Annotated in this window: 21 protein-coding genes; 13 read left to right on the plus strand and 8 right to left on the minus strand. The window is 65.4% G+C overall.

Annotated features, from left to right (window positions below; translation table 11 throughout):
* The 3 genes from KTQ37_RS17025 to KTQ37_RS13790 all read left to right on the plus strand — a co-directional run.
* On the plus strand, positions 1–77 hold a 77-nt coding region (locus tag KTQ37_RS17025), incomplete at its 5' end, for a 4Fe-4S dicluster domain-containing protein (RefSeq protein WP_218629015.1).
* Positions 78–248: 171 nt separating this feature from the next.
* On the plus strand, positions 249–1,946 hold the full coding sequence (locus tag KTQ37_RS13785) for a tetratricopeptide repeat protein (protein ID WP_218631103.1): 1,698 nt from the start codon (positions 249–251) through the stop codon (positions 1,944–1,946).
* Positions 1,943–2,860 carry a 4-(cytidine 5'-diphospho)-2-C-methyl-D-erythritol kinase gene (locus KTQ37_RS13790; RefSeq protein ID WP_218631104.1) on the plus strand — a complete coding sequence of 306 codons (918 nt, stop codon included), beginning with the start codon at positions 1,943–1,945 and terminating at the stop codon, positions 2,858–2,860. Before KTQ37_RS13785 ends, KTQ37_RS13790 begins: the two co-directional genes overlap by 4 nt.
* A 51-nt stretch (positions 2,861–2,911) precedes the next feature.
* Here KTQ37_RS13790 and KTQ37_RS13795 read toward each other — a convergent pair whose 3' ends face one another.
* Complete coding sequence (locus KTQ37_RS13795; RefSeq protein ID WP_218631105.1) at positions 2,912–3,913, minus strand: polyprenyl synthetase family protein; 1,002 nt, start codon at positions 3,911–3,913, stop codon at positions 2,912–2,914.
* Between the two features lie 63 nt (positions 3,914–3,976).
* Between KTQ37_RS13795 and KTQ37_RS13800 the strand changes: the two genes are divergently transcribed.
* The 3 genes from KTQ37_RS13800 to KTQ37_RS13810 all read left to right on the plus strand — a co-directional run bounded on the left by KTQ37_RS13800 (position 3,977) and on the right by KTQ37_RS13810 (position 5,237).
* On the plus strand, positions 3,977–4,189 hold the full coding sequence (locus tag KTQ37_RS13800) for a putative signal transducing protein (RefSeq protein ID WP_218631106.1): 213 nt from the start codon (positions 3,977–3,979) through the stop codon (positions 4,187–4,189).
* Positions 4,189–4,950 (plus strand): tRNA1(Val) (adenine(37)-N6)-methyltransferase, encoded by a 762-nt coding sequence (locus tag KTQ37_RS13805; protein ID WP_218631107.1) that lies wholly within the window; start codon positions 4,189–4,191, stop codon positions 4,948–4,950. The genes KTQ37_RS13800 and KTQ37_RS13805 overlap by 1 nt, the downstream gene beginning before the upstream one ends.
* 119 nt (positions 4,951–5,069) lie before the next feature.
* A complete protein-coding gene (locus KTQ37_RS13810; protein WP_218631108.1) occupies positions 5,070–5,237 on the plus strand; it encodes a YdcH family protein in 168 nt (55 codons plus the stop codon).
* Positions 5,238–5,283: 46 nt separating this feature from the next.
* On the opposite strand, the gene yddG is transcribed toward KTQ37_RS13810, so the two are convergent.
* The 6 genes from yddG to KTQ37_RS13840 form a co-directional block, all read right to left on the minus strand.
* Positions 5,284–6,162 (minus strand): aromatic amino acid exporter YddG, encoded by an 879-nt coding sequence (gene yddG / locus KTQ37_RS13815; RefSeq protein ID WP_218631109.1) that lies wholly within the window; start codon positions 6,160–6,162, stop codon positions 5,284–5,286.
* Complete coding sequence (gcvA, locus tag KTQ37_RS13820) at positions 6,140–7,072, minus strand: transcriptional regulator GcvA (protein ID WP_218631110.1); 933 nt, start codon at positions 7,070–7,072, stop codon at positions 6,140–6,142. The genes yddG and gcvA overlap by 23 nt, the downstream gene beginning before the upstream one ends.
* 279 nt (positions 7,073–7,351) lie before the next feature.
* On the minus strand, positions 7,352–8,077 hold the full coding sequence (gene phbB / locus KTQ37_RS13825; protein ID WP_218631111.1) for an acetoacetyl-CoA reductase: 726 nt from the start codon (positions 8,075–8,077) through the stop codon (positions 7,352–7,354).
* Between the two features lie 106 nt (positions 8,078–8,183).
* Entirely contained in the window at positions 8,184–9,359 is a 1,176-nt protein-coding gene (locus KTQ37_RS13830) for an acetyl-CoA C-acetyltransferase (RefSeq protein WP_218631112.1), read from the minus strand.
* 166 nt (positions 9,360–9,525) lie between these two features.
* Positions 9,526–10,368, minus strand: a complete 843-nt coding sequence (locus tag KTQ37_RS13835) for an EAL domain-containing protein (RefSeq protein ID WP_218631113.1) — start codon at positions 10,366–10,368, stop codon at positions 9,526–9,528.
* Between the two features lie 93 nt (positions 10,369–10,461).
* Entirely contained in the window at positions 10,462–11,004 is a 543-nt protein-coding gene (locus KTQ37_RS13840) for a TlpA family protein disulfide reductase (RefSeq protein ID WP_218631114.1), read from the minus strand.
* Positions 11,005–11,029: 25 nt separating this feature from the next.
* On the opposite strand from KTQ37_RS13840, the gene argH reads away from it, so the two are divergent.
* The 4 genes from argH (at position 11,030) to KTQ37_RS13860 (ending at position 16,559) form a co-directional block, all read left to right on the plus strand.
* Positions 11,030–12,430, plus strand: coding sequence for an argininosuccinate lyase (argH, locus tag KTQ37_RS13845; protein WP_218631115.1), 1,401 nt, complete (start codon positions 11,030–11,032; stop codon positions 12,428–12,430).
* The gene (locus tag KTQ37_RS13850) at positions 12,427–12,573 is read left to right on the plus strand and encodes a hypothetical protein (protein ID WP_218631116.1); all 147 of its coding nucleotides are present in this window, start codon (positions 12,427–12,429) and stop codon (positions 12,571–12,573) included. Before argH ends, KTQ37_RS13850 begins: the two co-directional genes overlap by 4 nt.
* A gap of 161 nt (positions 12,574–12,734) precedes the next feature.
* Positions 12,735–14,000 carry a diaminopimelate decarboxylase gene (gene lysA / locus KTQ37_RS13855; protein WP_218631117.1) on the plus strand — a complete coding sequence of 422 codons (1,266 nt, stop codon included), beginning with the start codon at positions 12,735–12,737 and terminating at the stop codon, positions 13,998–14,000.
* Positions 14,001–14,030: 30 nt separating this feature from the next.
* Positions 14,031–16,559, plus strand: coding sequence for a DUF4175 domain-containing protein (locus KTQ37_RS13860; RefSeq protein WP_218631118.1), 2,529 nt, complete (start codon positions 14,031–14,033; stop codon positions 16,557–16,559).
* Between the two features lie 3 nt (positions 16,560–16,562).
* Here KTQ37_RS13860 and KTQ37_RS13865 read toward each other — a convergent pair whose 3' ends face one another.
* Positions 16,563–17,414, minus strand: coding sequence for a zinc-ribbon domain-containing protein (locus KTQ37_RS13865; RefSeq protein WP_218631119.1), 852 nt, complete (start codon positions 17,412–17,414; stop codon positions 16,563–16,565).
* A gap of 146 nt (positions 17,415–17,560) precedes the next feature.
* Between KTQ37_RS13865 and KTQ37_RS13870 the strand changes: the two genes are divergently transcribed.
* The 3 genes from KTQ37_RS13870 to KTQ37_RS13880 are packed head-to-tail and all read left to right on the plus strand — an operon-like array spanning position 17,561 to position 19,859.
* Entirely contained in the window at positions 17,561–18,232 is a 672-nt protein-coding gene (locus tag KTQ37_RS13870; protein ID WP_218631120.1) for a cell division ATP-binding protein FtsE, read from the plus strand.
* Positions 18,232–19,128, plus strand: coding sequence for a cell division protein FtsX (locus KTQ37_RS13875; protein ID WP_218631121.1), 897 nt, complete (start codon positions 18,232–18,234; stop codon positions 19,126–19,128). Before KTQ37_RS13870 ends, KTQ37_RS13875 begins: the two co-directional genes overlap by 1 nt.
* Positions 19,128–19,859 carry a lysophospholipid acyltransferase family protein gene (locus KTQ37_RS13880; RefSeq protein WP_328799734.1) on the plus strand — a complete coding sequence of 244 codons (732 nt, stop codon included), beginning with the start codon at positions 19,128–19,130 and terminating at the stop codon, positions 19,857–19,859. The genes KTQ37_RS13875 and KTQ37_RS13880 overlap by 1 nt, the downstream gene beginning before the upstream one ends.
* Positions 19,860–19,913 lie beyond the last annotated feature (54 nt).

Consider the following 19,913-nt stretch of genomic DNA (forward strand, 5'->3'; position numbering starts at 1 on the left):
ACATCAAGGACCCCAGCCAGAACATAACCTGGACAACACCCCAGGGCGGCGACGGACCTAACTACCCGAATATGTAAGATATCAGGCACCGCAGGGGAAACTCTGCGGTGCCGGTCTTTGCGGGGGGGGGCGGTACCAGTCACAACGCCGTGTTCGCATAGGGTGTACTGCCGCGCCGCGCACCCGCCGCATTGCCATGGGCGCCAGGCCTCGCTACCTTCGCGGCAAACGACGCAAAGGATCCGCCTGTGCCTTTCAGCTTTTCGCTCCGCCCGTTGCTTCTGGCCAGCCTACTTGGATCGGCGCTTGCAGCGCCTGTCGCGGCGGACGAAGCGGGGCCTTATCTTGCCGCGCGGCTGGCTGCCGGCTTGAACGATTACCGGGCGGCGGCTGGCTATTACGCGCAACTGCTGCATGCGAATCCGCAGAACCGCGAACTGCAGGAATCCGCTCTGATCGCCAATGTTGTGCTCGGGAATTTCGACACTTCCGTTCAGATTGCCGAAACCATGGGTGCACCAGAAGGCGGCAGCCAGATTGCGGCGATGACGCTGGTGGCCAAGGCAGGGCGCGATGAGGATTACGCCGCGCTGCTTGCGCTGATGGACGCGGGCGCCGATCCGGGCCCGCTGCTCGGCGGGCTGGTGCGGGCCTGGGCGCTGGCCGGGCAGGGCCAGATGTCCGACGCGACAAAGCTTTTCGACGACATGGCCAAGCAGCCGGGCCTTGGGGCTTTTGCCGCCTATCACAAGGCGCTTGCGCTGGCGATGGTGGGCGATTTCGAAGGCGCCGATGCGATCTTTTCCGGCAAGTCGGGTGATCAGGTCAGCCCGACGCGCCGCGGCGTGATTGCCCATGTGCAGATCCTTTCGCAGCTGGAGCGTAACGCCGATGCCATCACGCTGCTTGACAGCACCTTCGGCACGGAGCTTGACCCTGAGCTGAGTGAGATGCGCGCCGCGCTGGCTGCGGGCGAGACCGCCGATTTTTCAATGATCAACAGCGCGCGCGACGGGGTCGCCGAGGTCTATTTCACGCTTGGCTCGGCGCTGGCAGGTGATGCACCGGATGCGTTCACCCTGGTGCATCTGCGGCTTGCCGCAATGCTGCGCCCCGATCACGCGGATTCGATCCTTTTGACAGCGTCGCTTTTCGAGCAAATCGGCCGCCACGATCTTGCAATCGACACCTACACGCTGATCCCGCCCGACAGTCTGGTGTTTCACGCGGCCGAACTCGGCCGGGCCGAGGCGATGGTTCAGGAAGAGCGCACCGATGCCGCCATCGAGGTGCTTGAGCAACTGACCCGCAGCAGGCCCGAACTCGCCGGGGTCTGGACCGCGCTTGGCGACACTCTGCGCCGCGAAGAACGCTACAAAGAGGCTGCGGTCGCCTATGACAAGGCGATTAATCTCTTGGGGGAGCCGCAGCCGGGCAACTGGTTCGTCTGGTATGCCCGCGCCATCGCCCATGAACGCTCGGACGAGTGGGAGAAGGCAGAGGCAGGCTTTCGCGAGGCGCTCAAGCTCAGCCCCGATCAGCCGGCGGTGTTGAACTACCTTGGGTATTCCTATGTCGAGCGGAAGGAAAACCTCGACGAGGCGCTCTCGATGATCGAGCGCGCGGTCGCCGCGCGCCCCGATGCGGGCTACATCGTCGACAGCCTCGGCTGGGTGCTCTACCGCTTGGGGCGCTATGCTGAGGCGGTCGTGCAGATGGAACGCGCGGTCGAGCTTGAGGCCGTGGACCCGCTGGTGAACGACCATCTGGGCGATGTCTACTGGGCGGTGGGGCGCAAGCGCGAGGCCGAGTTCCAGTGGAAACGTGCGATCAGCTTCGGCCCGGGCGACGATCTGGATATGGACCGCGTGCGCCGCAAGCTTGAGGTCGGCCTCGACAAGGTGCTCGAGGAAGAGGGCGCCGAGCCCCTGAAACCCGCGCAATGAGCGCGCTTTCGGTCTTTGCGCCGGCCAAGATCAACCTTGCCCTGCATGTAACCGGGCAGCGGGAGGACGGCTATCACCTGCTCGACAGCCTGGTTGCCTTCTCCCCGGTCGGGGATCGGCTGACATTGCGCCCGGCCGAGGAGTTTTCGATGACGGTCTCGGGGCCCGAGGCGCAGGGCGTTCCTACGGACCACTCAAACCTCGTGCTGAAAGGTGCGGCGTTTTTCGCCGAGCATACGGGTATGACGGGCGGCGTGGCCTTCCAGCTCGAAAAGAACCTGCCCGCGGCTTCGGGTATCGGCGGCGGTTCGTCCGATGCGGCAGCAGCCATTCGCGGGTTGTTGCAGATGGGCTTCGGTGACGCCCCCGCAGTGCAGGCCCGCGTGCTTGGCATGATTGGCGGCGCCCTCACGCGCCTTGGCGCGGACATCCCCATGTGTCTCTCTCCAGTCGCCCAACGCGTACGGGGCGTGGGAGAGGATCTGACACCGATACAGCTTCCGCCGCTGCCCTGCCTCTTGGTCAATCCCCGCGTTGAAGTGGCCACGCCAGCGGTCTTCAAGGCGTTGAGACAAAAAGATAATTCACCGCTGCCGGCGCCGCCCACATTCGCGACTTTGCAAGAGTGCATCGACTGGCTTGCGCAACAACGCAACGATCTTCAGGCCCCGGCAATCGCCACAGCGCCAGTCATCGCCACGGTTCTCGAAACCCTCGCCACGCTGCCCGGTTGTCGTCTGGCACGCATGTCGGGCTCGGGCGCCACATGCTTTGCGCTCTTCGCCACACCCGCCGAAGCCCGCGCCGCCGAAACCGCGCTGCGCGCTGCCCGCCCCGAATGGTGGTGCGCCGAAGGCACCCTTGGCGATCAACGCGCCGCCTCGGCGCCACGCCCGGCTTTCAACGTGGTCTAAATATCCCGGGGGTGAGCGGCACGGCCGCGAGGGGGCAGCGCCCCCTTCGCCTCAGTTCAGCCGCGCGACGACGTAATCGGCCAGATCCGACAGCATATCGCGCAGATCATGCGCGGGCAGGGCATGCAGCGACGCCTTGGCCTTGTTTGCCCAGGCCAGCGCCTCAAGCCGCGTGGCCTCCAGCGTGCCGTGCTTGCGCATCAGCTCGAGCGCATGCTCCAGATCGCCGTCGCGCTGATCGCCCTTCTCGATGACACGGCTCCAGAAGGCGCGCTCCTCGGCATCCGCCTTGGCGACGGCCTTGATCACCGGCAGCGTCAGCTTGCGCTCGCGGAAGTCGTCACCCACGTTCTTGCCGATGACATCCGAGGCGCTCCCATAGTCGAGCAGGTCATCGACCATCTGGAAGGCAATCCCAAGCGCGTCGCCATACTCGAACAGCGCCCGCACCGCGTTCTCATGCGCGCCCGCGATCACGCCCCCCACCTCGGTCGCCGCCGAGAAGAGCGCAGCCGTCTTGCCGCGAATGACCTTGAGGTAGATCGCCTCGTTCGTCGCCAGATCCTGCGCGGCGGTCAGCTGCAGCACCTCGCCTTCCGCGATCACCGCCGAGGCATTCGCCAGGATCGACAGCACGCGCATGTTGTTCGTGTCGGTCATCAACTGGAAACTGCGCGCAAACAGGTAGTCGCCGACCAAGACGGAACTCTTGTTGTCCCACAGCAGGTTCGCGGTCGGGCGGCCCCGGCGCTGCAGGCTTTCATCGACCACATCGTCATGCAGAAGCGTTGCGGTATGGATGAACTCGACCGTCGCGGCCAGATGCACATGGTAGGGACCGGCGTAGCCGCACAGCCGCGCGGCCGCCAGCGTCAGCATCGGGCGCAGGCGCTTGCCGCCGGCTTCGACAAGGTGCTGGGTAATCTCGGGAATGCGCGGCGCATGTTCCGAGGCCATCCGCTCTCGGATCAGGGCGTTGACCGCCGCCATATCCTCGGTCAGGGCCTTCGCCAGACGGTCATGCGGTTTCGTGGCCTTTTCATCGAGGCTCATCATTTTTCCTTCCCGATCCTCCCCGTCTCGACAGGGCGCGAGCTTGCCCCTAAGTGAGGGATTATGAAAGAGCTTCTGCGCACCACGGATCCGGTGAAAATGGCCATGGCAACCGCCCTTCTTGAGGGCGAGGGTATAACGGCGTTTCAAATGGACGTCCACATGAGCGTGCTTGAAGGAAGCCTCGGGATATTGCCGCGCCGCTTGATGGTGCATCCGCGGGATGTCTTCCTTGCCAAGGTCATTCTGGCCGACAACCAGATCGGGTCGGATTGATGTTTTCCGAGGCAGATCTGACGCATGACCGGTTTCTGGACGGGCGCCTGATGATCTGGCAGCCGCGCACGGGCTATCGGGCTGCGATGGACCCGGTCTTGCTGGCCGCCGCCTGTGCCGCCCAATCGGGCCAGTCCGTGTTGGAGCTTGGCTGCGGTGCGGGGGTGGCAAGCCTCTGTCTCGGGCGCCGCGTTGCAGGCCTCGTGTTAACGGGCCTCGAACTTCAACCCGCCTATGCAGATCTGGCACGGCGCAACGCCGCCGCGAATGGCATCACGCTTGAGGTGCTTGAGGGTGATCTGGCGCATATGCCCGATACGCTGCGCGGGCGCGCCTTCGATCACGTGATCGCCAACCCTCCCTATTTCCCGCCGGGGCAGGGCACGGCGGCCCGCGACGCCGGGCGCGAGCAGGCGCAGCGAGAGACGACGCCCCTGTCGGACTGGGTCCGCCATGGCCTTAAACGGCTGAAGCCCGGCGGTTGGATCACGGTGATTCAGAACGCCGACCGTCTGCCGGAACTCCTGAGCGCCCTGTCGCAAGGCGCGGGCAGCATCGCCGTTCTGCCGATCGTTCCGCGCGCGGGTCGTGCGGCGGGGCGCGTGCTGGTTCAGGGGCGCAAAACCGGTCGCGGCGCGTTCCAACTGCTTGCGCCGCTTGTTTTGCATGCCGCACCACATCATGCTGCGGATGCCGAAGATTTGACGGAAATTGCGCAAGATGTGCTGCGGCGCGGCGCAGAATTGCGCATGGGCCGCTAGAGTTTTAGCAAGATTTCGCGAGCAGGGCGGTAATTGTGTCGCAGCATTGCGACAACGGCGTGACACGACTCAGAATCTGTGCTGCAATCGGCTCATCAGCAACAGGAGAGGAGACTGCCATGTCGCTAAGTTCGCACATCACCGAACTTCGCAAGAAACATCAGGCATTGTCGGTCGAAGTTGAAAGAGCGACCCGTAGCCCCGGTGCTAGCGATTTCGACATCGCCGAGATGAAGAAGCAGAAACTCCGCATCAAGGAAGAAATCGCGCGTCTCGAACAGGCGTGAGTGCGACTTGAGTAGCCCGATCCGGTGGTTGGATCGGGCCCGACGATCAGCGCGATCGGCTCGCCATGGCGGCAAGAAAGGCCCCGGCAGCGATCATCGCGGCCGCCAGGACCAGTAGGAGACTGGCGGCTGCGACGCCCGCCGCGACCAGCGCAAGGGTCGAAAGCAAGGGGGCCGCGTAAGAGGCCGTGCCAAGCATCTGGATATCGCCGCGTTTGACGCCGATATCCCAGGTATAGAAGGCCAGCCCGACCGGCCCGATCCCCAAAGCCAGAACCGAAGCCCACCCGCGCGTTGTCGCGGGCCAAAGCGTTTCTTCCAGCGCCAGATGCGCGACGCCCGACAGGGCCGCCGTCGCAAGGCAATAGACCGCGACCGCCGCCGTGGGAACGGCCCCCAGGCGGCGCGAGATCAGCGAATAACTCGACCAGGTCAGCGCACAAAGGAAGGCAAGCCCGTAGCCCGGCAGCGATTCGGTGCTGGCCGCCACGCCGCCGCGCGCGACGATCATTGCGGCGCCAGCAAAGGCGACCAGCGCGCCGATGATATGCAGCGCGCGCAGCCGCTCGCCCGGCAGCAGCCCCGAGAAGATGACGATCAGCAGCGGCCAGAGATAGGCGATTAGGCTGGCCTCGGCCGGGGGCGCAAGGCGCAGCGCAGAGAAATAAAGCAGGTGATAGCCGAAAAGCGCCGCCGTGCCGAAAGCATAGACCTTCCACGAGATTCGGGTGAGCACACCAAATCCCTCGGTCGTCGCGACCCATATCAAACCGATCGCGCCGCCGATGGCAAAGCAGATCGCGTTCAGTTGCAGCGGCGGCACCGGGGCCGAGCCCACGGTAAACAGCGCCAGAAGCGCCCAAAGCGCCACAGCGCTGAAGCCGATCAGGGTGGTGCGCAGCCTACCATTTGGTTCGGAAGTCACGGTCTGCCTCCTGCTCGGCCATCGCGGCGGCCTCCTGCTGCAACCAGTCCAGAAAGGTGCGGACGGGCGTGCGGGACTCGGCCTCTGGCGCGCAGAGATAGCGATAACTCTCGCGCGCCACCAGAGCCACGGCGAAGGGGGCAACCAACTGGCCATTGCGCAGCGCCTCGGAGGCCAGCGTATGGCGGCCAAGGGCGACGCCGGCGCCGCTGATCGCTGCATCGAGCGCATGGTCTGCCTGTGAAAACTGCGACCCACCCGAGGGCGCCGCGTCAAGGCCTGCCGCGCGAAACCACCCCGCCCAGTCGATCGTCGGATTCATGAACGGACTTTCGTCGTGGTGCAAAAGGGGCGCGTGGCGCAGGCTCTCGGCGGTTGGGAATTCGGCGGCAAGTTCGGGTGTCATCATCGGCGTCAGCCATTCGCGTAGCAGAACGCCGCTATAAAGCCCCTCGGCGCGATCCGGGCCGAAACGGATCGCGACATCCATATCGTCGTGGCGCAGGTCAAGCAGCCGGAAGGTCGCGCTGAAACGCAACTCGATCTCGGGGTGGGCGCGGGCGAAGGCAAAAAGACGCGGCGCGAGCCATTTCGAGGTGAATGCGGGCCCTGCGGTGACATTGACCAAGTGGCCCTGTGGCGGGCGCAGCGCGCTGCGCCAGGCGCGGCGAAGGCTTTCCATCCCGTCGCGCACGCCGGGCAGCAGGCGTTGCCCCGCCTCGCTGAGCGAAACCGAGCGGTGGGCGCGAATGAAGACGGGCTGGCCCCGGATCTCTTCAAGCTGCCGGATCTGAAAGGAAAGCGCCGCGGGGGTGACGTGCAATTCCTCTGCCGCGCTCTGGAACGAGAGGTGGCGAGCAGCGGCCTCAAAGGCCCGCAGGGCAGTCAGGGGCAGATTGTCCGGATTCATTTCAATTAAGATATTCTTGTTTCAGTGCTGAATTTAACTCGTTTGTGCCAATTATTCAAAGCTGAGATCTTGTGGGTGCAGAGATTTTCTTGATGGAGACGCAAATGCTGCAAATCCCCACATCGCCGCGGCAAGAGCGGGCTATGGTCCGCGCACACTGCCTGCGCCGTGAGGCGTTTCGCCGACTCTGGTCGGCCATGGCGCAGATCACGTTGGCCCGGCCAACGAAAAAGGCCGCCCCTGTTCAGGGACGGCCCGAAGCTTGCCACTAAGCGCAGATCAGACGACGAACTGGCCACCGTTGGCCGAGATGGTCGAACCGGTGATGAAGCCGGCTTCGTCCGAGGCCAGGAAGACCACGCAGCGTGCAATCTCTTCCGGCTCGCCCAGGCGGCCGACGGGGATCTGCGGGATGATGCGCTCGTTCAGCACTTTCTCGTCGATGGCGCGAACCATCTCGGTCGCGATGTAGCCGGGGCAGATCGCGTTCACGGTGATGCCGGCGCGCGCGCCTTCCTGAGCCAGAGCCTTGGTGAAACCGAGATCGCCCGATTTCGCGGCCGAGTAGTTGGCCTGACCGGCCTGACCCTTCTGACCGTTGACCGACGAGATGTTGATGATGCGGCCGAACTTGCGGTCGCGCATGCCCGACCACAGCGGGTGCGCCATGTTGAACACGCCGCTCAGGTTGGTGTCGATCACCTCTTTCCACTGCTGCGGGGTCATCTTGTGGAACATCGCGTCACGGGTGATGCCCGCGTTGTTGACCAGCACTTCGACGGGGCCGAGATCGGCCTCGACCTGAGCGATACCCGCGGCGCAGGCGTCATAATCGGCAACCGACCACTTGTAGGTCTTGATGCCCGTTTCGGCGGTGAACTTGGCGGCGGCTTCATCATTGCCAGCGTAGTTCGCGGCGACGGTGTAGCCGGCGTTCTTCAGGGCAATGGAGATGGCCGCGCCAATACCGCGCGAACCACCGGTGACAAGAGCAACTCGGGACATGATTCCTCCTCTGGATCGTATGTCGTTGAAACGCTGTTACCGAAATTGAGTGGGGCGCGCAACATTATTGCGCGCCCCTTTTGCGCTTGCGGCAAAAAAGGTGCTATCAGAGCCCTTCAAGGCACATGGCAACGCCCATGCCGCCGCCGATGCAGAGCGTGGCGAGGCCTTTCTTGGCGCCCGAACGCTTCATCTCGAACACCAGCGTGTTCAGGATGCGGCAGCCCGAGGCGCCGATCGGGTGACCGATGGCGATGGCGCCGCCGTTCACGTTCACCTTCGAGGTATCCCAGCCCATGTCTTTGTTGACGGCGCAGGCCTGCGCGGCGAAGGCTTCGTTGGCTTCGATCAGGTCGAGGTCGGCGGCCTTCCAGCCAGCCTTCTCCAGCGCCTTGCGCGACGACGGGATCGGGCCGCAGCCCATGATGGTCGGGTCGAGGCCGGCGGTTGCGTAGGAGGCGATCCGGGCGAGCGGGGTCAGGCCGCGGCGGGCCGCCTCTTCCTCGGTCATCAGCAGAACGACCGCAGCGCCATCGTTGATGCCCGAAGCGTTGCCCGCCGTCACCGAGCCGTCCTTGGCGAAGGCCGGGCGCAGTTTCTGCATCGATTCCAGCGTCGCGCCGTGGCGGATATATTCGTCGTTGTCCACGATCAGGTCGCCCTTACGGGTCTTGACGGTGAAGGCCGCGATTTCGTCTTTGAACTTGCCGGCTTTCTGCGCGGCCTCGGCCTTGAGTTGCGAGTTCAGCGCGAACTCGTCCTGCACCTCGCGCGAGATCTGCCACTGGTTGGCGACGTTCTCGGCGGTCTGGCCCATGTGGTAGCCGTTGAACGCATCCCACAGGCCGTCCTTGATCATCGAGTCGATCATCTTCATGTCGCCCATCTTCTGGCCCGCGCGCAGATGCGCGACATGGGGGCTAAGCGACATGCTTTCCTGACCGCCCGCGATCACGATAGAGGCGTCGCCGAGCTGGATGTGCTGGGCGCCGAGCGCGACGGTGCGCAGGCCCGAGCCGCAGACCTGGTTGATCGACCAGGCGGCCGACTCGATCGGCAGGCCGGCATTGATATGCGCCTGGCGGGCCGGGTTCTGACCCTGACCGGCAGTGAGCACCTGACCGAGAATGGTTTCCGAGACCTCGCCTTTTTCGATACCCGCTCGCGCCACGGCGGCTTCGATCACGGCGGCGCCGAGTTCATGCGCCGGGATGTTTGCGAACGAGCCATTGAAACTGCCGACGGCGGTACGGGCCGCCGAGACGATGACGACGTTGGTCATGTATCCTCTCCTCAGTAGGATTAGGGGGCCGCGGCCCCGTTTCTGCTGCGCAGAATGCCTCAAGGACAGGTCAGGTCAAGCACATTAGCGATGGGTTGCGAACCGTTGCGCAATTATCTTGCGCGGTTAGCGCTACAACTCCGCTCAACCGCAAGGAATACCAGAATCACGCCCGAATCTGGGTCGAAGTTTCGGCTTTCCACGGCGGCAAGATGCTGGGTGCGCCAAAATAATAGCCCTGCATGCAGTCGATTCCGATGCTGCGCAGGAAGGCCGCATCCTCGGGCGCTTCGACGCCTTCGGCGACGGTGAACATGTCGAAATGCTGCGCGATGGCGAGCAGCGCCTCGCTCAGAACCTGATTGTCGGGGTTCTGCGCGATGCCCTGGATGAACTGGCTGTCGATCTTGATGATGTCGAAATAGAACTCGCGCAGGTAGCGAAACGACGTGTAGCCCGCGCCGAAATCATCCAGCGCGAAGCTGACGCCGCGTGCGCGCAGGCCCTGCATGAAGACGCTGACGAGTTCCGGCATCGTCATCGCCGAGCTTTCGGTGATTTCAAGGATCAGCCGCTCGGCCACGGTTTCATCCGCCGCCAGCCCTTCCTCAAGCGTCTTGATCCACTGCGGATAGCCGATCGAGCGCGCCGACATGTTCACCGCGAGCCGCAGGCTGGGGTCTTCGGCCAGCGAGAACAGCCCCATCTCAAGCGACAGGCAGTCAAGCTGGCGGCCGAGTTCCGTGTTCTCGACTGCGCCGATGAACTCACGCGCGGGGATGATGCGGCCGGTTTCGTCCAGCACGCGGATCAACGCCTCGTAAAAAGCGGGGGTTTCGGACGCCTCGGCCTGAAAGATCGGCTGGAACGCCAGCACGACATCGCGCCGGTTCACCGCGTCGCGCACCATGCGCATCGTTTCGCGGTCACGCTGCGCCACGGCGAAATCCAGCGGGCTGGCCGTATCCGGGCTCGGGGGCGCTTGGGGCGGAAGATCGCGGTTCGGCATCACAGACTCCTTCGAGGTCGGGGCCAGATTCCCGCAAACCTGCTAAGAAGATGTAAAGCCGCGAAAATAATTGACGAAGCGTGAAATGGCGCCTTAGCCGTCGATGACCGCCTGCAAGATCGCCTTGGCTTCCGGCGCATCCCACTCGGCGCCACCGATCAACCGGGCGACCTCGCGCCCCTCGGCGTCGATGATCACGGTGACGGGCAGGCCCGCGATGCCCATGGCCCGCGCGATCGACTGCTTTTCATCCTTGAACATCGGCAGGCGGGTCACCCCGGCCTCTTCGAAGAACTTCTGGATCTTGGGCAGCGGGTTGCGGCCCGTGGCCAGGGTCACAACCTGGAAACGCGCGCCACCCATCTCGGCCTGTAAACGGTCGAGCGACGGCATCTCTTCGCGGCAGGGTGCGCACCAGGTGGCCCAGAAGTTCAGCAAGATCACCTTGCCGTGGAACTCCTTGAGGCTGCGTTCGGCGCCGGTTTCATCGACGAAGGGCAGATCGGGCGTGGGCAGGGGCTCTTCGAAGACGACCAGCTTGCGCATCTCGCCCGCCTTCAGCGCTTCGAGGTCGGCGGCGGCCGCGGCATTTGCACCCAGGCTCAGGGCGAGATAAAGGACGAGAAACCGCAGCATTTTGCCTCCGACAAAGGGCCAGACCATGACCGACAGCAAGGATAAATCCTCGAACGCCATGTGGGGCGGGCGCTTCACTGCCGGACCGGACGCGATCATGGAGGCAATCAACGCCTCTATCGGGTTCGACCAGCGGCTCTACGCTCAGGATATCCGCGGCAGCCGGGCCCATGCGGCGATGCTTGCCGCACAAGGTATCATCAGTGATAAAGACGCCGAGGCGATCCGGGAAGGCCTGCTCACGGTCTTGTCAGAGATCGAGGGCGGCAATTTCCCGTTCTCGACCGCGCTGGAAGACATCCACATGAACGTTGAGGCGCGACTGAAGGCGATCATCGGCGAACCGGCGGGCCGGCTGCACACCGCACGTTCGCGCAATGACCAGGTGGCGACCGATTTCCGCCTCTGGGTGCGCGATCAGTGCGACGCGGCGATTTCGGGTCTCGATGCGCTGATCCGCGCCCTGATCGGCCAGGCCGAGGCGGGCGCCGATTGGGTCATGCCGGGCTTTACCCATCTGCAAACCGCGCAGCCGGTGACCTGGGGCCATCACATGATGGCCTATGTCGAGATGTTCGCCCGCGACCTGGGCCGCTTCAGCGATGCGCGCAAGCGGATGAACGAATGCCCGCTTGGTGCGGCAGCGCTTGCTGGCACCGGCTTTAACATCGACCGTTTCGCCACCGCCAAGGCGCTCGATTTCGACCGGCCGATGGCGAACAGCCTTGATGCCGTGTCCGACCGCGACTTCGCGCTCGAGTTCCTGTCCTCGGCCTCGATCTGCGCGGTGCACCTGTCGCGTCTGGCCGAAGAGCTGGTGATCTGGTCCTCGGCACAGTTCCGCTTCGTTGCCATGTCCGACAAGTGGTCGACCGGCTCGTCGATCATGCCGCAAAAGCGCAACCCCGACGCGGCCGAGCTGATCCGCGCCAAGATCGGGCGCATCCTTGGCGCGACCGTGGCGTTGTTCACGGTGATGAAGGGGCTGCCGCTCGCCTACTCCAAGGACATGCAGGAAGACAAAGAGCAGGTCTTTGACGCGGCCGACAACCTGATGCTGGCGCTGGCGGCGATGGCGGGGATGATCTCGGACCTCACCGTCAACCGCGACAAGCTGGAAGCAGCGGCCTCGTCGGGCTTCTCGACCGCGACCGACCTGGCCGACTGGCTGGTGCGCGAGGCCGGTCTGCCCTTCCGCGATGCCCACCATGTCACCGGCACGCTGGTTGCGATGGCGGAATCGAAGGGCTGCGATCTGCCCGATCTGACGCTTGCGGATATGCAGTCGGTCAATGGCGCGATCACTTCGGCGATCTTCGATGTGCTCGGGGTTCACAACTCGGTCGCGTCGCGGCAATCTTACGGCGGAACGGCGCCCGATCAGGTGCGCCTGCAAATCGCCCGCTGGAAGGAACTGCTGGGATGAGAACGCTGTCGCTGATTGCCCTTGCGCTGCTGGCCGGATGCTCGCAACCGCGTCTCGATGCGCAATACAGCGTCAGCGACAACCGCGTCTATCCGACGTTCAGCACCGATATCGGCGGATTTGGACTGAGGGTGACCCCATGAAGAGCCTTGTGATCCTTGCAGTGCTGGCTCTGGCGGCCTGTGGCGTCGATGGCGCGCCGATTCCGCCGGGCGAGGTTGCCGCCAGTCGCTGATCCTGCTTGCCGCAGGGGCCGCGCTGCTGCTACTGCGCCACACGAACCTGCCCCGAGAAAGGTCACCCGATGGACCACTTCCTTTACCGCGATGGCGTGCTTCATGCCGAGGACGTCGCGATCCCCGAGATCGCGTTCGCCGTCGGCACTCCGTTCTACGTCTATTCGACCGCCACGTTGACCCGCCATTTCCGCCTCTTCGACGAGGCGCTGGAGGGGATGGATCACCTCGTCTGCTTCGCGATCAAGTCGAACTCGAACCTCGCAGTGCTCAAGGTTCTTGGCGATCTGGGCGCGGGGATGGATGTGGTCTCGGGCGGCGAGTATCGCCGCGCCAAGGCCGCCGGTGTACCGGGCGAGCGGATCGTCTTTTCCGGCGTCGGCAAGACGCGCGAGGAAATCCGGCTGGTGTTGGAGGGCGGCATCCGCCAATTCAACGTCGAATCCGAGCCCGAGTTGCTGGCGATCTCCGAGGTCGCCTCGGAACTGGGCGTGAGTGCGCCGATCGCGATCCGGGTGAACCCGGACGTGGACGCCAAGACCCATGCGAAGATCGCGACCGGCAAGTCGGAAAACAAGTTCGGCATCCCGATCGCCAAGGCCCGCGCGGTCTACGCGATGGCCGCCAAGCTGCCGGGCATCTCGGTGGTCGGCGTCGATGTGCATATCGGCTCGCAGCTGACCGATCTGGCGCCCTTCGAGGCGGCCTTTACCAAGGTGCGCGAACTCACGCTGGCGCTGCGCGAAGACGGGCATGACATTCGCCGCCTCGATCTGGGCGGCGGTCTTGGTATTCCCTATGAGCGTTCGAACGCCGCCCCGCCGCTGCCGCTGGAATATGGCGCGGTGATCCGGCGCACGGTGGGCGATCTGGGTTGCGAGATCGAGATCGAGCCGGGGCGGCTGATTTCCGGCAATGCCGGGATCATGGTGACCTCGGTCATCTATCTCAAGCAGGGTGAGGGGCGCGACTTCCTGATCGTGGACGCGGCGATGAACGACCTCGTGCGGCCCTCGATGTATGACGCGCATCACGACATCATCCCCGTGGTGGAACCCGCGCCGGGAACTGAGACGCAGCCCTTTGACGTGGTCGGCCCGGTTTGCGAAACGGGCGACACTTTCGCCAAAGGCCGCGCGCTGACGCCGCTTGACGCGGGCGATCTTGTCGCCTTCCGCTCGGCCGGGGCTTACGGCGCGGTGATGGCGTCGGAATATAACTCGCGCCCCCTGATCCCCGAAGTTCTGGTGAATGGGGATCAATTCGCTGTCATTCGGCGCAGACCGAGCTTTGAGGAAATGCTGGCCCGCGATAGCATCCCCGAGTGGCTCTGAGCGATTTGGCGTCGGAGCCGGAAAGGAACGATGCCGAAACGCGCCCGCCCCGCAACGCCCGCGCCGCTTGAGGCGCTGCGCCGACCGCTTGCCCTGACGCGGGCGGGAATGGTGCTCGAGCGGGGTCTGCGCGCCTTCTGGCCGGTGCTGAGCCTTGCCGCGCTCGGGTTTTCGGCTGCGGCGTTCCGGCTGCAAGATTATTTGCCTGCGGGATGGCTTGGCGCTGCGCTTTGGGCGGGGGCGGCGGCGCTTGTGATCGCGCTTGTCTGGGGCGCGTGGCGCTTTCGCTGGCCTGCGCCGCGCGAAGCCGTGGCGCGCCTTGATGCGACTCTGCCAGGGCGGCCGCTGACCGCGCTGAGCGACGCGATGGTTCTGGGTGGCAACGACGCCGCAAGCCGTGCCCTGTGGGAGGCGCATCTGGCCCGCATGGCCGCCCGCGCGGCGGGTGCGCGCGCCGTAGCCCCCGCGCCCGATCTTGCGCCGCGTGACCCTTTCGCGCTGCGGCTGACGGCGCTGACCGCGCTGGTGCTGGCCCTTCTGTTCGGCGCGCCCGACCGGGTTCTGGATGTGCAGGCACCCGGTGTGCCCGGCAGCGCAGAGGCCGCGATGGGCCCGAGCTGGGAAGGCTGGGCCGAGCCGCCGCGCTATACCGGCAAGCCGGGGCTCTACCTCAATTCGCTCGACGGCGATCTGATCGCCCTGCCCGAAGGCAGCCGCATGGCCTTCCGCTTCTACGGCCCCGCAGGCGCGATCCCGTTCGAGGAGACCGTCTCCAGCCCCGCGGCATTGCCCGAGGCTGAAACAGGCGAGACTCTGCAAAAGCGCGAGTTCATCGTTGAACGCTCCGGCATCGTCGAGGTGGGCGGCCCCGGCGGGCGGCGGTTCGAGGTGACGGTGCTGGCCGATGAGACGCCAAGCGTGGAGCTTGTCGGTCTGGCCGAGCGCCGCGCCGATGGGAAGCTGGCGCAGCCTTTCCACGCGATGGACGACTACGCCGTGACGGCGGGGCGGGCGCGGGTCAGCCTCGACCTTGACGCCGTGCCGCGGCTTTACGGCCTCGCGCTCGCGCCCGAGCCGCGCGAGGATCTGGTCTTCGATCTGCCCCTGCCGATCTCGGGATCGCGCGCGGATTTCATCGAAACGCTGGCCGAAGATGCCGCCCGTCACCCCTGGGCGAACCTGCCGGTGAAGCTGACGCTGGAGGTCGAGGACGGGCGCGGCCAGACTGGCAGCACGGGTGCGCAGGCGCTTGAACTGCCCGGGCGGCGGTTCTTCGACCCGTTGGCCTCGGCGCTGATCGAGGCGCGCCGCGATCTTCTCTGGTCGCGCGAGAATCGGGTGCGCGTGGCGCAATGGCTGCGCGCCGTGTCCTACCGCCCCGATGAGTTCATCCCGAAATACGACATCTACCTGATGCTGCGCATGACGGTGCAGCGGCTTGAGACCGGGCCGCTGACCCCCGAGGTTCGCGACGAGGTGGCCGAGGCGCTTTGGCAGATGGCCGAGTTGCTGGAGGATGGCGGCCTTGCCGATGCGCTGGCCGCGATGCAGCAGGCGCAGGAACGCCTGTCCGAGGCAATCCGCAACGGCGCCTCGAAGGATGAGATAGCCAAGCTGATCCAGGAGCTCAAAGAGGCGACCGACCGCTATATCCAGATGCTGGCCGAGCGCGCGCAACCGGAGGAAGGCCCGCAATTCGGTCAGCAGCAACCCAGCCAGCAGATCACCGGCGACCAGATCCAGCAGTTGATGGACGAGATCCAGCGTCTGATGGAAGAGGGCCGGATGGCCGAGGCGCAGGAATTGCTCGATCAGCTTGCGCGGATGATGGAGAACCTCAAGGTCACGCAGGGACAGGGTGGCGAGGGCAATATGCCCGGCAACCAGTCCATGCAGGATCTGGCCGAGACCCTGCGCGAGCAGCAAAAGCTGTCGGACGATTCGTTCCGCCAGATGCAGGAGGGTTTCGGCGAGGGCGCCGAACCCGAGCAGCCCGGAGCGGGCGAGGGTGAGCAGGGGCAGGGCGGGACCGGAGCGGATGAGCTTGCGAAACGCCAGCACTCCCTGCGCCAGCAGTTGGGGCGTCAGCAGGGCCTGATGCCGCGCCTTGGCAACGAGCCGGGCGATACAGCGCGCCAGCAACTCGATGAGGCCGGGCGCGCAATGGAAGAGGCCGAGCAGGCGCTGCGCGACGGCGACAATGGCCTTGCCATCGACCGGCAGGCGGATGCGATCGAGGCTCTGCGCGAGGGGATGCGGTCCTTGGGCGAGGCGCTGGCCGAAGAGGCCGGGCGACAGCAGGGTAATCCGGGCACGGATGGGGAGCGTCGGTTGGGCGATGCGCTTGGCGGCAACAGCGCGCGCGAGGCGCCGCGCGATCCGCTTGGCCGCAGCCTCGGCAATGGCGAGCGTTTCGGTGCGCAGGATGAAATGTTGGGCGCTGACGACGTCTATCGCCGGGCGCGCGATCTGCTCGATGAAATTCGGCGCCGCTCGGGCGAGCGGCTGCGCCCCGAGGATGAACTCGACTACCTGCGTCGCCTGCTCGACGCGTTCTAGGGATTATTGAGCGGGGTCGTCGCGCAGCTTGTGGATCACGCCCTGCAACTGGCCATCAAGCCAGACGCGGCCTGCATCGACGCTGGCCACATAGCGCTCCAGCATGGGCGAGAGCGGCGGGGCCAATACCTGCAGCTTGGGCGCGGATGTATACAGCACCACCACGATTAGCCCGATCAGCAGCACCAGCGAAAAGCCCAAGCGGAAGCCCGAGCGTTGCCGTGCCAGCGTTTGCGGCGCATCGAAGGACACGTCGAGGTCGATCCGGTCCGAGCTTGCGCGCAGGGTCGAGTTGATCTCTTCGATGTCGGGCAGGCGCTCGCGGCGCGATGCCGCGCCCTGATCCTCGGGCGCCTCTTCTTCGGGCGATGCGACCTCGCCTTCGGGGCCGCGCTGCATCTGCGCAATCTTGGCCGCGGCGCGCGAGGCTGCCTGGGCGGCCGCTGGCTCCAGCGTCATTTCTTCCTGGGTCTCGATCGGCAGGCCTTCGGTGCGGCGCTGCGCGGCTTCGCGCTCGGCCTCTTCGCGCAGGATCGCAAGCAGGTTGTCGTCGAGCTGGCGGCGCGGGGTCTGGCCAGCAACGGGGGCTGGCGCGATGCCATCCTCCTCGGTGGGTTCCTCGGGGTGCGGTTCGGGCTCCGGCTGCGCGGTTGCCTCCGGTTCGGGTTCATGCGCGGGCTCCGGCGCAGCCTCGGGCGCAGGCGCGTCCGCAGGGGCCGGCGCCTCGGCAGAGGCCTTTCCGGGTTGGAACCAAAGCTTGCCACAGGCCGAACACTGGACCTCGCGCCCGGTGTCGGGGATGGCCGCATCATCAACTTCGTATTGCGCTGCGCAATTCGGGCAGACCAGCCGCATACCGATAACCTACCTCTTGCCCCTCCGATCGCCATTCTGGCAATTCACTTGCATATGTTGTAGCAAGCGCGTGGCCAATATCCAAGGGTTTGCGGCACCTACAGGATTATTGCAAACCGGATTAGCGCGAACAAAGGGGCTGTGCAGTGATCGAGCTGCAAAATGTGGCAATGAGCTATGGCGGGGGCGAGCTGCTCTCGGAGATGACGCTCAAACTTGTGCCGGGGTCGTTTCACTTTCTGACCGGCCCGTCGGGCGCGGGCAAGACGACGTTTCTCAAGCTGTGTTACGCGGAATTGCTGCCCTCGGCTGGGCAACTGAGCCTGTTTGGCAGCGATGTGCGCGGTCTCGGGCGCGACGAGATTGCGGGCCTGCGCCAGCGCATCGGCGTGGTGCATCAGGATTGCCAGTTTCTCGATCATCTTTCGGTCGCCGAGAACGTGGCCCTGCCGCTGACCGCCACGGCACGCAGCGTCAACGAAGGCGAATTGCGCGAGCTGCTGTCCTGGGTCGGTCTGCGCGCCCAGGCCGAGGCGCTGCCGCCGCAGCTGTCGGGCGGCGAGCGTCAGCGCGCCGCGCTGGCCCGCGCGGTGATGATGTCGCCAGACGTGATCCTGGCCGATGAGCCGACCGGCAACCTCGACTGGGAGATGTCGCTGCGGTTGCTGTCGCTGCTGGTCGAGCTGAACAAGATGGGCAAGACCGTGGTGATCGCGACGCATGATCTCAATCTGATCCGCATGGCGAAGAAAGAGGTCGCGGCGCGGGTGCTGCGTATCGCGAACCGCCACTTGCAACTGGCAGGGGCGGATTTGTGATGCGGGTGGCGCTGGCTTTTCTGCGGGGCGATCTGTCGGCGGCTGGCCGGGTTGTGCCCCCCACCGGGTTCACCGCGCGGCTGACGCTGCTGACGGCGGCGGCGATGGCCTTCCTTGCGGTTTTCGCACTGGCGCTGTCGCTGGCGACCGGGCGCCTGGCCGACCGCTGGTCCGAGGCGCTGGCGCGCTCCGCCACGATTCGTATCTCTGCCCCGTCCGAGCAGATGCAGGCGCAGGTGCAGGCGGTGCTGGCCGTGCTGTCCACGACGCCCGGTATCGCGACCTATCGGGCGCTGGAATCCGAAGAGATGAAGGCGCTGCTCGGGCCGTGGTTCGGGCCCGACCTGCCGGTCGACAGCCTGCCGCTGCCGCAGCTGATCGAGGTGACCGAGACCGCCGAGGGTATCGACGCCGAGGGGCTGCGTCTGCGCCTTGCCGCCGAGGTGCCGGGCGCGATTCTGGATGACCACACCCGCTGGCGCCGCCCGCTGGTCGCGGCGGCCGAGCGGCTGCGGATGCTCGGGCTTCTGTCTCTGGTCTTGATCGGCGGGGCGATGGCGGGAATGATCACGCTGGCGGCGCAGGCCGCGCTGGCGGCGAACGGGCAGGTGATCCGGGTGCTGCGTCTGGTGGGCGCGCGCGACGCGTTTATCGCCAAGGCGTTCGTGCGGCGCTTCACGCTGCGCGGGCTGGCGGGGGCGGTGCTTGGAACGGCGGCGGGAATGATCGCGATCGCGCTTCTGCCCGCGACCGACGAGGCAGGCGCCTTCCTGACCGGGCTAGGTTTTGCGGGAGCGGGCTGGCTCTGGCCGCTGGTGATTCCGCCGCTGGCGGCCGTGGTCGCCTATGTGGCCACCCGCGCTGCGGCGCTGCGTATGCTGAAGGGAATTCGCTGATGATCGTTGTGCAATATCTGCGTTCCATCGTTTTTATCGTGCAGATGTACATCATGCTGGCGGTGATCGCCGTGGGCCTGTTTCCGGTTGCGCTGATCGGCGGGCGGGACGGGGCGATCTGGGTGTGTCGCGCCTATTGCAAATGGGTGTGCCATTCGGCGCGCTGGATCGTCGGGCTGTGCACCGAGATCCGTGGCGAAGTGCCTTCGGGCAATGTGCTGGTCGCCTCCAAACACCAGAGCTTTCTCGACATCCTGATGATCTATGCCGTCGTGCCACGCGGCAAGTTCATCATGAAGAAGGAACTGGTCTGGACGCCTTTCGTCGGCTGGTATGCCTATCTGATCGGCTGTATTCCCGTTGATCGCGGCAAGCGGGGCGCTGCAGTGCGCTCGATGCTGGCCAAGGTCCGCGAGAGCCGGATGATGGGCGGTCAGCTGATCATCTTCCCGCAGGGCACGCGCGTCGCCCCCGGCGTCAAACGCGAGTACAAGATCGGTGCGGGTGCGCTTTACAAGGAACTCCAGCAGCCCTGTGTTCCAGCCGCAACCAACGTGGGGGTGTTCTGGCCGCGCCACGGCGTGCTGCGCAAGCCCGGCGTGGCGGTGATCGAGTTCCTGCCGGTCATCCCGCCGGGGCTGAAGGTGTCCGAGTTCATGGAGCGGCTGGAACAGGAGATCGAGCCGGCATCGGACGCGCTGATGGCCGAAGCCGGGTTCGTGCTGCGCTAGGGCTCAGACCCGCCCGAGTGCGGCGATGCCTTTGAAGCGCATCGCCCTCACGGG

The sequence above is a fragment of the Sedimentimonas flavescens genome (genome assembly GCF_019264375.1).
Lineage (GTDB): Bacteria > Pseudomonadota > Alphaproteobacteria > Rhodobacterales > Rhodobacteraceae > Rhodobacter > Rhodobacter flavescens.